At 66.0% G+C, this 12,829-nt stretch carries 15 protein-coding genes; 6 read left to right on the top strand and 9 right to left on the bottom strand.

The features are described 5' to 3' along the window. The first annotated feature begins 154 nt into the window (after positions 1 to 154). The 3 genes from rpsD (at position 155) to LG306_RS05925 (ending at position 3,794) form a co-directional block, all read left to right on the top strand. The gene (rpsD, locus tag LG306_RS05915) at positions 155 to 772 is read left to right on the top strand and encodes a 30S ribosomal protein S4 (protein WP_313445591.1); all 618 of its coding nucleotides are present in this window, start codon (positions 155 to 157) and stop codon (positions 770 to 772) included. Positions 773 to 982: 210 nt separating this feature from the next. Further along, positions 983 to 1,348 carry a hypothetical protein gene (locus LG306_RS05920; protein WP_404418955.1) on the top strand — a complete coding sequence of 122 codons (366 nt, stop codon included), beginning with the start codon at positions 983 to 985 and terminating at the stop codon, positions 1,346 to 1,348. Between the two features lie 94 nt (positions 1,349 to 1,442). After that, on the top strand, positions 1,443 to 3,794 hold the full coding sequence (locus LG306_RS05925) for an EAL domain-containing protein (protein WP_404418957.1): 2,352 nt from the start codon (positions 1,443 to 1,445) through the stop codon (positions 3,792 to 3,794). A gap of 7 nt (positions 3,795 to 3,801) precedes the next feature. Here LG306_RS05925 and LG306_RS05930 read toward each other — a convergent pair whose 3' ends face one another. After that, the gene (locus LG306_RS05930; protein ID WP_404418959.1) at positions 3,802 to 4,908 is read right to left on the bottom strand and encodes an NADH:flavin oxidoreductase/NADH oxidase; all 1,107 of its coding nucleotides are present in this window, start codon (positions 4,906 to 4,908) and stop codon (positions 3,802 to 3,804) included. 284 nt (positions 4,909 to 5,192) lie between these two features. On the opposite strand from LG306_RS05930, the gene LG306_RS05935 reads away from it, so the two are divergent. Then, complete coding sequence (locus LG306_RS05935; RefSeq protein ID WP_404418961.1) at positions 5,193 to 5,588, top strand: hypothetical protein; 396 nt, start codon at positions 5,193 to 5,195, stop codon at positions 5,586 to 5,588. A 111-nt stretch (positions 5,589 to 5,699) separates the two neighbouring features. Here LG306_RS05935 and LG306_RS05940 read toward each other — a convergent pair whose 3' ends face one another. The 8 genes from LG306_RS05940 to map form a co-directional block, all read right to left on the bottom strand. Continuing rightward, positions 5,700 to 6,056 carry a type II toxin-antitoxin system PemK/MazF family toxin gene (locus tag LG306_RS05940; protein WP_404419654.1) on the bottom strand — a complete coding sequence of 119 codons (357 nt, stop codon included), beginning with the start codon at positions 6,054 to 6,056 and terminating at the stop codon, positions 5,700 to 5,702. Between the two features lie 139 nt (positions 6,057 to 6,195). Next, positions 6,196 to 6,633: an acyl-CoA thioesterase gene (locus LG306_RS05945; protein WP_404418963.1), complete on the bottom strand. Its 438-nt coding sequence runs from the start codon at positions 6,631 to 6,633 to the stop codon at positions 6,196 to 6,198. Next, on the bottom strand, positions 6,633 to 6,986 hold the full coding sequence (grxD, locus tag LG306_RS05950; RefSeq protein WP_017504696.1) for a Grx4 family monothiol glutaredoxin: 354 nt from the start codon (positions 6,984 to 6,986) through the stop codon (positions 6,633 to 6,635). The genes LG306_RS05945 and grxD overlap by 1 nt, the downstream gene beginning before the upstream one ends. A gap of 91 nt (positions 6,987 to 7,077) precedes the next feature. Further along, complete coding sequence (locus tag LG306_RS05955) at positions 7,078 to 7,980, bottom strand: oxidoreductase (RefSeq protein ID WP_404418965.1); 903 nt, start codon at positions 7,978 to 7,980, stop codon at positions 7,078 to 7,080. Between the two features lie 5 nt (positions 7,981 to 7,985). Next, complete coding sequence (locus tag LG306_RS05960; protein ID WP_404418967.1) at positions 7,986 to 8,228, bottom strand: BolA family protein; 243 nt, start codon at positions 8,226 to 8,228, stop codon at positions 7,986 to 7,988. 56 nt (positions 8,229 to 8,284) lie between these two features. Then, positions 8,285 to 8,812 carry a GNAT family N-acetyltransferase gene (locus LG306_RS05965; protein ID WP_404418969.1) on the bottom strand — a complete coding sequence of 176 codons (528 nt, stop codon included), beginning with the start codon at positions 8,810 to 8,812 and terminating at the stop codon, positions 8,285 to 8,287. Next, a complete protein-coding gene (gene radC / locus LG306_RS05970; RefSeq protein ID WP_404418972.1) occupies positions 8,809 to 9,546 on the bottom strand; it encodes a DNA repair protein RadC in 738 nt (245 codons plus the stop codon). The genes LG306_RS05965 and radC overlap by 4 nt, the downstream gene beginning before the upstream one ends. 52 nt (positions 9,547 to 9,598) lie before the next feature. Continuing rightward, positions 9,599 to 10,417, bottom strand: a complete 819-nt coding sequence (map, locus tag LG306_RS05975; RefSeq protein WP_404418974.1) for a type I methionyl aminopeptidase — start codon at positions 10,415 to 10,417, stop codon at positions 9,599 to 9,601. A 100-nt stretch (positions 10,418 to 10,517) separates the two neighbouring features. Here map and LG306_RS05980 point away from each other — a divergent pair, with 100 nt between their 5' ends. Both LG306_RS05980 and LG306_RS05985 read left to right on the top strand, forming a co-directional pair. Further along, positions 10,518 to 11,285 carry a competence/damage-inducible protein A gene (locus LG306_RS05980; RefSeq protein ID WP_404418976.1) on the top strand — a complete coding sequence of 256 codons (768 nt, stop codon included), beginning with the start codon at positions 10,518 to 10,520 and terminating at the stop codon, positions 11,283 to 11,285. A gap of 162 nt (positions 11,286 to 11,447) precedes the next feature. Then, positions 11,448 to 12,815 carry an OmpP1/FadL family transporter gene (locus LG306_RS05985; protein WP_404418978.1) on the top strand — a complete coding sequence of 456 codons (1,368 nt, stop codon included), beginning with the start codon at positions 11,448 to 11,450 and terminating at the stop codon, positions 12,813 to 12,815. The last annotated feature ends 14 nt before the right edge of the window (positions 12,816 to 12,829 follow it).

Consider the following 12,829-nt stretch of genomic DNA (forward strand, 5'->3'; position numbering starts at 1 on the left):
TGCTTGACTCCGACGCCCTCGCTGGCCATAAGCGCCGCCTTCCACGGTCCGCTTCGGCGGGGCCGGGATGAATGACGGAAGATGCGTGGACCGCCGTTGAGATCGCATTCCCAATCCAGGGGATGCCGGGCCGTATCGTCGAAAAGAGAATAGAATGTCCAAGCGCCACAGCGCCAAGTACAAGATCGACCGGGCCATGGGTGAGAACCTGTGGGGCCGCTCCAAGTCGCCGGTCAACAAGCGTTCTTACGGTCCCGGCCAGCACGGCCAGCGTCGCAAGTCCAAGGTTTCGGACTTCGGTCTGCAACTGAAGGCCAAGCAAAAGCTGAAGGGCTACTACGGCAACATCACCGAGAAGCAGTTCGCCAAGACCTATGACGAGGCCGCGCGTCGCAAGGGCAACACCTCGGAAAACCTGATCGGCCTGCTGGAATCGCGCCTGGACGCCGTCGTCTACCGCGCCAAGTTCGTCCCGACCGTCTGGGCCGCCCGCCAGTTCGTCAGCCACGGCCACGTCCTGGTCAACGGCAAGAAGGTCGACATCGCCTCCTACCGCGTGAAGCCGGAAGACGTCGTCACCGTGAAGGAAAAGTCGCGCAACATGGCTCTGGTGCTCGAAGCCCAGCAGTCGTCGGAACGCGACGTGCCGGATTACCTGGAACTGTCGGACCGCTCGTTCTCGGTTCGCTACGTCCGCGTGCCGGAACTGTCGGACGTGCCGTACGCCGTGAAGATGGAACCGAACCTGGTCGTCGAATACTACGCTTCGTAAGCGAAGCTTACGAAGCCTTCTTCAAGGGGGCTATCGCCCTTCGGGCTACTTGAGCCCCGTGGTGGTCCCTTTGAAGAGTTCAGTTTGGAGGGCCTCGGATTCGTCCGGGGCCTTTCGTTTTTTATCCTGTTCCCTCCAGGGGCGAACAGGCGCATTCTCGGCCGGTTCAGGCTTTGAGGCAGGGGAGGTCGTCAGTTGCGCGACTCCATCATGAAACGCTTGGCTTTGATCGCCGCCGCATCGGCGGGCCTGGCCGCCTGCGCCAGCCGCGGCGAGCCCACCGTCTCCACCGCGGGAATGCCCGGCGCGCTGGAGCCGATCCATGCCGCCACCTTCACCAAGGACCAGGCCGTCTTCTGGGTCAGTTCGAACGGCTGCACGGCCAAGGAAGACCTGATCCCCATCGTCAGCCTGCAGGGCGGCAGCGCCGTCATCACCCTGCGCCGCATCGACGAGGACAAGTGCAAGCAGGACCTGGTCCAGGGTGTCGAGCTGAAGTGGTCGTTCGAGGAGCTGGGCCTGACGCCCGGCTCGCCCGTCAGCGTCAACAACCCCTATCAGCTGCCCCGCTCCTGAAAACGACCCTAGCGTTTCGTTAAGCTTGTTCGAGCGCGTCTGATTAAGCAACTTCCGCTACGACGACAGACCGTCCCCCAAGGTCTGTAGCTTCATGCGCGTCTTCACCTGCCTGACCGACGACCATAATCTCTGGCTCGTCGCGTTGGCCGCCGGCCTGTGCCTGATCGGTTCGATCATCACATTCCGCCTGTATCGCCGCCTGCGCGCCGCCGAAAAGGGCACGCGTCTGGCCTGGGCCTTCATGGGCGCGGTGGCGACCGGGGCGACGATCTGGTGCACCCATTTCGTGGCGATGATCGCCTATGAGCCCGGCGTCACCATCAGCTACGGCCCCGTGCTAACCGGCCTGTCCCTGGGCGTCGCCATCGTCGGCAGCGCGCTGGCGCTGTGGGTAGCCTCGCGCCGGATGCCGGCCTCGGCCGAGATCGGCGGCGTGCTGTTTGGCCTGACCGTGGTGGCCATGCATTATACCGGCATGGCGGCCTTTGCGACCGACGCCGTCATCCACTGGTCGGCCGGCTATGTCGCCGCATCGGTGGCGGGCGCCATCCTCTTGGGCGCATTGGCGTTCAATCGCGCCCGGCAGTCCGGCGATGTCGTCCCTGTGGTGCTGATGGTCCTTGGCATCGTCGCCCTGCACTTCACCGGCATGGCCGCCATGACGATCGTTCCGATCGGCGCGCTGGTTGATGTGGGTGCCGTCGGATCGACCAATCTGGTCCTGGCCTTCGCCGTCTCAGCCGTTGGGTTAATGATGTTGGGCACCGGCGTCGCCAGCCACGCCCTGGACGTCCAGTCCCGGCTTCAGGCCAAGGCGCGCCTGGATCATCTGATCGAGGGCAGCGTCGATGGCATGGTGGTCGAGCAGGACGGCGTCATCCTGGCCGCCAACGCCGCCTTCGCCGACCTGGCGGGCGTCCCCCACCAGGCCCTGATCGGCGAACCGCTGTCGCGCTGGATCGCCGGCGTCGCCGACTTGGCAGTCAACGGTATGAGCCAGTCCAAACTGGTCGCAGAAGGCGGGGCGGACATCCCCGTCGAGATCGCCGTGCGCCGCGACTGCGGTGTGGATCACGTCATGATCTACGCCGTGCGCGATCTACGCATGCGTCAGGCGCAGGAGCGTCGCATCGCCCATCTGGCGCGCAACGACGGCCTGACCGGCCTGCCCAACCGGTCGTCCTTCCTGGAGTGGCTGACGCGCCAGACCGCCGACCTGACCGCTTCGAACAAGGTGGCCCTGCTGGCCATGGATCTGGATCGGTTCAAGGAGGTCAACGACATTCACGGCCATGCCGCCGGCGACCAGCTTTTGGTCCAGATCGCCGAACGAATGCGCGCCTGCCTGCGCCATGGTGAGTTCATCGCGCGCCTGGGCGGGGACGAGTTCGTCGCCGTCATGCCGATCCAGCACAAGGACGACGCGCTGGATATGGTCGCGCGCCTGCGCGACGCCGTCACCGCCCCGGTGGTGCTGGACCATGCCGAGGTCGCCTGCGGCCTCAGCACCGGCATCGCGATCTGGCCTGACGACGCTCACGACCCGTCCGCCCTGATCAATGACGCGGACCTGGCCATGTACCGCGCCAAGGCCTCGTTGGGGACCGACGTCTTCTTCTACGAGGAGGAGATGGATGAGGCGGTGCGCAATCGCCGTCGCATGGCCCAGCAGATGCGAGATGCGTTGCAACAGGGTCAGTTCAGCTTGAACTGGCAGCTTCAGGCCGCCGTCGATACCGGCGACATTACCGGCTATGAGGTGCTGCTGCGCTGGATCCAGCCGGACGGGACCTTCATCTCGCCGGCCGATTTCATTCCTCTGGCCGAAGAGAACGGTCTGATTCTGCCGATCGGCGAATGGGTGCTGCGCACCGCCTGCGCCGAGGCCGCCAGCTGGACCGAACCGCACAAGATCGCCGTCAACCTGTCGCCGGTGCAGCTGGGTCACGTCGACCTGCCGCGCCTGGTGCATCAAGTTTTGGTCGAAACCGGCCTGTCGCCGTCGCGGCTGGAGCTGGAGATCACCGAGACGGCCATGATCACCGACATGGAGCGCACGACCCACGTCCTGCGCCAGCTGAAGCTGCTGGGCGTCTCCATCGCCATGGACGACTTCGGCACAGGCTATTCGTCCCTTTCGACCCTGCGCGCCTTCCCGTTCGACAAGATCAAGCTGGATCGCTCCTTCATGGCGGAACTGGACGGCGGACCTCAGTCGGCCGCCATTATCCGCGCCGTCCTGGCCCTGGGCGAGAGCCTGCACATCCCGGTTCTGGCCGAGGGCGTCGAGACGCTGGAGCAGCTGGCCTTCCTGCGTGCTCAGGGCTGCAACGAGGTCCAGGGCTATCTGCTCGGCCGCCCCCAGAAGACGGCCGACGCAGAGGTTCAAGCCGCCGCACGCGTTCTGTGGGCCGTCGATCCCTCGATGGAAAAGGCCGCCTGATCAGGCCTTAGGCGTCGGCTTTGCCGTATCCCGGCCAATGCGCCTTGCCGGCCCGCTCGTATTGCGGCGGCAGGCCTGCGTCCTCACCTAGGGCGACGGCCGCATGGTGCGCCCAGTGCGGATCGTCCAGCGCGGCGCGGGCGATGGCGATGAAGTCGGCCTGACCGGAGGCTACGATGTCCTCGGCCTGCTGCGGATCGAAGATCATGCCGACAGCCATCACATTGGCCTGCGGCGTCGCCGCCTTCACGGCCTGGGCGAACCGCAGCTGATAGCCCGGTTCGCCGCCCGGGATCTTCGCCTGCGCGACATTCCCGCCCGACGTCAGGTGCAGATAGTCATAGCCCATGTCGTGCAGCGCCTGGCCAAAGGCCGTCACCTCATCCAGGGCGATGCCGCCCTCGACCCAGTCCGAGCCGTTGAAGCGCACGCCCAGCGCCTTGGTCCGGGGCCAGGCGTCGCGCAGGGCCTGCGCGACCCGCAGCGGGAAGCGCGCCCGGTTCTCGTACGATCCGCCGAAGTCGTCGGTGCGGTGGTTGGACGCCGGCGAAAGGAACTGGGTCAGCAGATAGCCGTGGGCGGCGTGTAGTTCGACCGGGTCGAACCCGGCCCGGTCCGCCCGCCGCGCAGCGTCCTCGAAGGCGGCGACGACGCGGTCCATGTCGGCCGGGGTCATGGCGGTCGGCGTGTGCCAGTCATCCTTGAACGGTTCGGCCGAGGCGCTGAAGGTTTCCCACGCGCCGTCTTCAGCCTTCAGGGCGCCGCCGCCCTTCCATGGCGCGCTGGTCGAGGCCTTGCGTCCGGCGTGGGCCAGCTGGATGCCGATCGGGGTGTCGCTGTAGGTGCGGATGTCGCGGATGATCCGGGCGAAGGCCTCTTCCTGCGCGTCGTTCCACAGGCCGGTGTCGTCCGGCGTGATCCGTCCCGCCGCCTCGACCCCGGTGGCCTCGACGATGACCAAGCCCGCGCCGGAGATCGCCAGTCGTCCCAGATGCTGCACGTGCCAGGGCTGGGGCACGCCGTCGATGGCCGAATACTGGCACATGGGCGCGATGACGACGCGGTTCTTCAGCGTCAGGGGGCCGACGGCGCGGGGCGAGAACAGCTGGCTCATGAAGGACGATCCGTGGGGCAGGAGAAGGGGGGGACTGTAGCTATGGCGGTTGCGGTCACGTTCAACCCCGATCCTTTCCGATTGTTCACCCAGCTTTCCGATTATTCACGTGTGCGCGCCCGGCCCACGCGGCACAAAAGGGTCAAGCTTCAACTGGGGAACACACCAATGCTTCGTCTCGCTCTCGCCATCGCCATCGCCGCCCCGCTGCTGTCGGGCTGCATCATCGTCTCGACCGAAAAGCCGACCACGCGCGTCATCACCGCGCCGGCGGCGGGTCAGTGATGCGCAGCCTGGTCAAGGGCCCGATGATTAAGGGTCTGGCGGTCGCGGCCCTGGTCGCGCCGCTGCTATCGGCCTGCGTCATCTATGACAGCGACGCGGGCGAAAACGTCTCGGTGAACCTGCGCCGCGACGACGCTCCGCCGGCCGAGGCCATCCGCGAGGCCCGTTTTGCGGACGGCGCCCTGGTCGCGCGCGTCGATTCGAACGGCTGCACCCAGGCGTCGGATTTCGAGGTGTCGGTATCGGACGGCTCGCCGGCCGAGATCACGCTTCGCCGCACGAAACAGGACCTGTGCAAGGCCCTGGTCACGGACGGCGTCGAGCTGCGCTGGACCTATGCCGACCTGGGCCTGGAGCCCGGCACGGCGGCCCGCATCCTCAATCCGCTGAAGTAGAAAACGAAAGGGCGTCCTTGCGGACGCCCTTCGCCAGTCACTCCCTTTCGGGAAACGGACACTCTTTCAAGGCCGCAAGTGGGTGTAAGATGATGCAAGGGGGCTGAATTGTCAACCCTCGGATGTGTCCTTGGCGGGAAGCTGCGGCATCCATGCCTGGATCAAACCCAGTATATGATTGAACTCGTCTTCTGAGATTCGGGGGATGGCGGCGCCCTTTAGTGGCTCCAGCCTCTTGGTGCTGACCGTATAGAGATGGTTGCACACCACCCAGGAATCCCTTGCGCCATCAGGCTGGAAAGACAGCTTGTGCGCCCATCGGGCGCTCGCGCCCTCCTGTGGATCGGTTGACGTAGGGACGACCAACGCCACGCCATGAAGGCTGTTCTTGTAGGAAATGATGATCACGGGCCGCTTCTTGCCCATTTCAGGTGTGGTGGAATCCGACCAGAAATCGCACCAGTACATCTGGCGAACCGCCGGAGCGGCTTTGATCTTCAGAGTGTGCGCCGATGGCAATGGTTTGCGTCCAAACGATGTCGCATCACCATGAATTTCAACTCAAGGCGCTGTCAATCACAACTGAAGCTGATCAGTCAGCGTCAGCTCAGTTCAATCCTTGCGTCTTGAACACGACCAGCATGTCCGGCGGAATGCGCTGCGGTCTCAGGGTCGCGGCGTTCACCAGCACCCATTCGGTGACGCCCTGGGCGCAGACGCGGCCTTGGGCGTCCTCGATGCGGACATAGCGGGTGAAGCGCGGTCCCTGGGGATCGCCGACCCAGGTGCGGGCGACCACGCCCTCGGCGCCCGGCTCGATGCCGCGCAGATAGTCGATCTCATGCCGGGTCGCGACCCACGACCACTTCGCGCGCGTCGCCTGATCGAAGCGCGCGTTCCAGTGGGCCGTGCCGGCATCCTGCAGCCAGCCGACATAGACCACGTTGTTGACATGGCCGTTGGCGTCGATGTGCTCGGGCCGCACGTCGAGCGGCACGACGAAGACCTCCCGGTCCTCGCGCGGTGTCAGGGTCTTCCTGGCCATCAGGCCTCGCCGAGCGGCACGCCCTTCTCGACCATCAGGGCCTGAAGTTCGCCGGCCTGGAACATCTCGCGGATAATGTCCGATCCGCCAACGAACTCGCCCTTCACATAGAGCTGCGGAATGGTGGGCCAGTCGGTGAAGCTCTTGATGCCTTCGCGCAGGGCTTCGTCCTGCAGCACGTCCACGCCCACGAAGCCGGCGCCGACATGATCCAGAATCTGCACCGCCAGGGAGGAGAAGCCGCAGCGCGGCTGGTCCGGCGTGCCCTTCATGAACAGAACCACGTCGTTCTGGGCGACGGTTTCGCCGATGAAGGCGTGGACGGGATCGGCGGCTTGGGCAGTGTCGGTCACGGATACGGGCCTTTCGTGAAGCCCGTCAGCTAGGGAGCCGAACGGTCGCGGTCAAGGCGTCCGCGACGTTCTGCACAGCTGCTGAGGCCGTTCAGGCCGCCTGATTGGCCACGACGCGCGCCATCTCGATCTGCGCGGCCAGGCCCGGCGGCATGTCCCGCTCGGGCGCGGCGGCCAGTGTCGCCAGCCGATCCGTGTCGGTCGGATCGACGATCACGCTGGACACCGTCGGGTCGGTCAGGACGTAGGACAGGCAGATCGCCTCTGCGGTCCAGTTGTGCGTACGATACAGGAAGCCGAACGCATCCTTCTGCGGCGAATCCTGCGGCCGCTTCTGGCCCCCGAAGCCGAACAGGCCCTTCTTCACGATCGGCGCGACCCGCGGCCCCGAGCGACGATCCTTGTAGAAATCATAGGCGAAGACCGCCATGTCCTGTTCGCGCGCCGAACGGATGCGGTTTCGGATTTTCCAGTCGGCATTGATGTCGAACGGCGTCAGCAGGGCGTCGAAGGCCCCGGTGGAAACATAAGCGTCCATCACGTCGCCGCCGCCGGCGATGCCCAGCAGCTTGATCCGTCCCGTGGCGCGCATGGCCTTCAGCGCGCTGAGAGACGACTGCGCCAGTTCGGTCTCGCCGGGCTCGTGCAGCACCGCCATATCGACCCAGCCCAGCCCGGAGAAATGCAGCACCCGATCGATGGCGGCCGTCATGCCCTGGGCCGAGAAGTCGCGTTCGGCGCCGCGCCCATCACCGGCGCCCAGCGTCAGGCTGACATACACCAGTTTGCGATCCACATGCGACAGCGCCTCGCCCAGCACCTCTGCCGCCACCGGGTCGGCCGTTTCCAGCCGATAGCTGTTGATGCCCGCCTCCAGCGCTGAATACAGCACGTCCAGCCCGGCCTCGCGCCCACGCTTCAAGGCCTCGGCGCCGAAGCTGAGCGTCAGGTTGGAGATCGCGGCGCCGGAGACGCCGAAGGGGCGATAGCGCATGGTCTTCAGACCCCCTTGGCCGGCGCGGAGGTCTCCAGCGCCAAGGCGTGCAGTTCGCCGCCCATCTGACCTTTCAGCGCCGCATAGACCATCTGATGCTGACGCACGCGCGGCAGGCCGGCGAAGGCGCTCGACACGATCCGCGCGCGATAGTGGTCGCCGTCGCCCGCCAGATCCTCGATCTCGATCTCGGCGTCGGCGAAGGCCTCGACCAGATGCTGGCGCAGCGTTTCGACGGACATGGGCATGGCGGGCGCTCGTACTTCGTTCAACGCCAGTTTGCCCGGTAATCCTTAATGCCGACCTACGGCGCGCGCCGTGGCCGTTCGAACAACTGCACCGGATGATCCTTGTAAGTCGTCGTCGCATAGGGGCGATAACCGACCCGCGCCGCCAGCTTCAGCGAGGCCAGGTTCTCGGGCGAGATCATGCAGACGGTCCGGCTCGCCGACAGATGCGCATCGGCCCAGGCCAGGGCGGCGTCCAGCGCCTCACGCGCGAACCCCTCGCCGTGAAAGGCCGGCGACAGACCCCAACCCAGCTCCGGATCGGTCATGGCCGGTTCGATCAGCCGTCGGTGGTCCAGGATCGAGACATTGCCCAGATAGGCGCCGTCTGTGGCCCGACGGATCGTCCAACTGCCGTAACCATCGACGGCCCATTGTCCCAGATCGCGCAGCAGCCTGAACCAGACCTCCTCACTGGTCATCGGGCGGCCGGTGATGTGACGCGTGAAATCCGCATCCGCCCACAAGGCCAGCAGGTCATCGTGGTCTGTCAGCGCCACGGCGCTCATCACCAGTCGCTCGGTCGTCAGAATCCTGTCGGTCACATCAGGCCCAGTTGCTTGAAGCTGGCCACCCCGTCGCGGCCGACGACCAGATGGTCATGAACCTCGACGTTAAGGGCGCGGCCGGCCTGCACAACCTGTTTCGTGATCTCGATGTCGGCGCGGCTGGGGGTCGGATCGCCCGACGGATGGTTGTGCACCAGGATCAGGGCGCTGGCCGACAGCTCCAGCGCGCGCCGCACGACCTCGCGCGGATAGACCGGCGCATGATCGACCGTGCCGCGGTTCTGCACCTCGTCCAGGATCAGCTGGTTCTTCTTGTCCAGATACAAGACGCGAAACTGTTCGCGCGGCTCGTGCTGCAAGGCGACGCGCACATAGGCCAGCAGCGCCGTCCACGACGAGATCACCGGCCGCCTGGCCGTCGGCTCGCGCGCGATCCGCCGCGTCACGTCGAAGATCAGCTGAAGGTCCAGCGCCACCGCCCGCGTCGCCTTGCCGACGGCGTATCCCATCGACCGCGCCACCTGATCCTCGATCGCCTCATGGCTGGCCGCTCCGATCCCCTCCAGCCCCCCGAACCGCGCCAGCAGATCCTTGGCCAGCGGCTTGGTGTCCTTGTAGGGCACGCTGCGAAACAGCAGCAGTTCCAGCAGCTCATAGTCGGGCAGGGCGCCCAGCCCCCCCTTCGCCGCCCGCTCACGCAGCCGGTCGCGATGACCGCTGTGGCGCGGCTTGGGCTTGTCGCCGACTTCGGACGCCTTGTCGTCGAGCATGATCCCTCCCGCTCAACGCAACCTGTGCGTATTGCGATTGGGGATCAAGGGTTCAGTTCGGCCGGAACAGCCCCGCCGGCGACGCCGTGAAGATTTCCAGTCCGTCTTCCGTCACCCCGATGGTGTGCTCGCACTGGGCGGACAGGGACTTGTCGCGCGTCACGGCGGTCCACCCGTCGGACAGCACCTTCACGTGCGGCTTGCCCAGGTTCACCATCGGCTCGACGGTGAAGAACATGCCGGGCTTCAGCACCGCGCCCTCGCCGCGACGGCCGTAGTGCAACACGTTGGGGCTGTCGTGGAAGACGCGGCCGATGCCGTGGCCGCAAAAGTCGCGCACCACGCTCATGCGCTGGGCCTCGACGAACTTCTGGATCGCATAGCCGATGTCGCCGAACGTGTTGCCCGGCTTGACCTGCTCCAGGCCCAGATCCAGCGACTGATAGGTCACATCGATCAGCTTCCTGGCGCGCGCATTGATCTCGCCCACCGCATACATGCGGCTGGAATCGCCGTGCCAGCCGTCCACGATCACGGTGTGGTCGATGTTGACGATGTCGCCGTCCTTCAGCACCCGGTCGCCGGGAATGCCGTGGCAAACGACGTGGTTGATCGAGGTGCAGACGGTCTTCTCATAGCCCTTGTAGCCCAGGCAGGCGGGCAGGCCGCCGTGATCCAGGGTGAACTCGCGGATCAGGTCGTCGATGGCCCCCGTCGTCACGCCCGGCTTCACATGGGCCGCGATCATGTCCAGCGCCTCGGCCACCAGGCGTCCGGCCTTGCGCATGCCTTCGAAATCCTCGGGCGCGTGGATGCGGATGGCGCTGGAGCGAACCAGGACGTCGGTTTCGAGTTCGGGCGTTTCGTACATGGGGGGGCGTTCGGTCTGCAAAAGGCGGGATACGGCGCAATCCGTTCGCCGCAGATGGGCGTTATAGCATGAAACCTCAAGCCTGCCCCCGGATTCCCGTATGACCGACGCTGACGCCGACCGCTGTGGCCCGACCGCCGCCGTCCTGGTCATCGGCGACGAAATCCTGTCGGGGCGGACCCAGGACACCAACACCAACACCATCGCCCGGTTTCTGGCGGCGTTGGGGATCGACCTGATGGAGGCGCGGGTCGTCAGCGACGATCACGGCCGGATCATCGAGGCGTTGGACGCCCTCAGGTCTCGCTGGGACTATGTCTTCACCACCGGCGGCATCGGTCCGACCCATGACGACATCACCGCCGACGCCGTGGCGGCCGCCTTCGGCGTGGCCCTGCCCGAACATCCCGAGGCGCTGGCCATCCTGTCGCGCCGCTATGGCGACGACTTCAACGCCGCGCGCCGTCGCATGGCGCGCATCCCCGAAAGCGGCGTTCTGATCGCCAATCCGGTCACCGATGCGCCCGGCTTCCAGATCGGCAATGTCTTCGTCATGGCCGGCGTGCCCAAGATCATGCAGGCCATGCTGGAGGATGTGGCCCCGCGCCTGCGCACCGGCGCGATCGTTCATGCTCAGATCTTGAAGGTCAGCGGGGTAGGCGAGGGGAGTGTGGCCGATGTGCTGCGCGCAGCAGCCAACAAGCGCCGCGACCTGTCCTTCGGCAGCTACCCCTTCGGCCATGGCGGCCTCGGCGAGATCGGAACCCAGCTGGTCATTCGTGGCCGTAATGCCGATCAAGTCACGGCAGCGGCGCATGATTTGATCGCAGAACTGCGTGATATGGGCATCGACGTTGCCGCTGCGTAACCTCGCAAAGCCGTGATCGTGTGCGGCTCAGGCGCCACGGTTTCGCCCGTTTCCGGTCCGATGGGGGCCTTGCCCGCAACGCTTTCGCGCCGCGAACGCTGAGAGGGTTCCTCCCCTGATCGACCGCGCGTAATGCGGCCGGCGCTTACTTAGGTGTATGAAATGACCTCCAGGAACTTCGCCCGCGTGGGCGGGATCGCCCTGACGACCGCCCTGCTGGCCGGCGTCGCCGCCCCGGCCATGGCCGGCTCCTTCTATGTCCAGGAACAATCGACCCGCGGCCAGGGTCGCGCCAACGCCGGCGTCGGCGCCGACAAGGGCGTCCAGTCGCTGTGGTGGAACCCCGCCGCCATCGCCGGAACCCAGCGCGAAGTCTACCTCGGCGCCCACGGCCTGATCCTGGATTCCGACGTCGACAATCGCGGCTCGACGCTCAGCTACAATCTGCCTGCGCCGACGCCGCCATTCCCGGCCGGCACGATCCTCAGAGGCTCCACCGTTGTGGCTGGCGACCCGCATGTCCACGACGTCGTTGAAAGCGGCATCGTGCCGAACTTCGCCGTCTCCATGCCGATCGGCGACCGCTTCAACGTCGGCCTGGCCGTCCAGGCACCCTACAACTTCACGACCAAGTACGAGCCGAACGATTTCGCCCGTTACGACGCCCTGACGTCGGAACTGCGTTCGGCCAACGTCAGCCTGGTCGCCGCCATGACGGTTACCGACTGGCTGGACATCGGCGCCGGCTTCGACGCCCAGTACGCCAAGGCGACCCTGTCGTCGGCCCTGCCGAACCTCCCGACTGTCGCCGGCGTCGCGCCCTTGGTGTTGATCCCGTCCGCCACCGACGGCCGCAACCAGCTGGAAGGCGACGGCTGGGATTACGGATGGAACGCCGGCGCCCAGATGCACTTCGGCAAGCTGGACCTGGGTCTGTCGTATCGCTCCAAGATTGAGCACGAACTGGAAGGCTCGGTGAACATCTCCGGCCTGACTGGCGCATTGGCTGCGGCGAACGTTTCGGCCGACGGCCAGGCCAGCTTCAACACACCCTGGTACGCCACCGTCTCGGCCCGCTACGCCGTCAACGATCGCCTGACGCTGAACGCCCAGGTCAACCAGATCGGCTGGAGCGAGTTCGACGCCATCCGCGTGACCTATGGCGCGAACGGCCGTTCGACCATCGTTCAGGACTATGACGACGTCACCACCGGCGCGATCGGCTTCGACTACAAGATCGATCCCTCGATGACCTTCCGCGCCGGCCTGGGCTACGACCCGACCCCGACCTCGGACGATCACCGCACCGCCCGTATCCCGGACGGCGACCGCTGGCTCTACGCCGCCGGCCTGTCCAAGACGGTCGGTTCGATGACCTTCGACGGCGCCGTGACCTACATCGACATCGACACCGCGACGATCAACGATACCCGCGACGTCTATGGCAACGGCCTGGTCATCTCCAACCTGCGCGGCGAAGCGCAAGGCTCGGGCGTCGGCTTCTCGCTGGGCGCGACCTGGAACTTCTGAGTTCCGCTCAGCCC

It is taken from the genome of Brevundimonas vesicularis (assembly GCF_044807075.1).
Taxonomy (GTDB): domain Bacteria; phylum Pseudomonadota; class Alphaproteobacteria; order Caulobacterales; family Caulobacteraceae; genus Brevundimonas; species Brevundimonas vesicularis_G.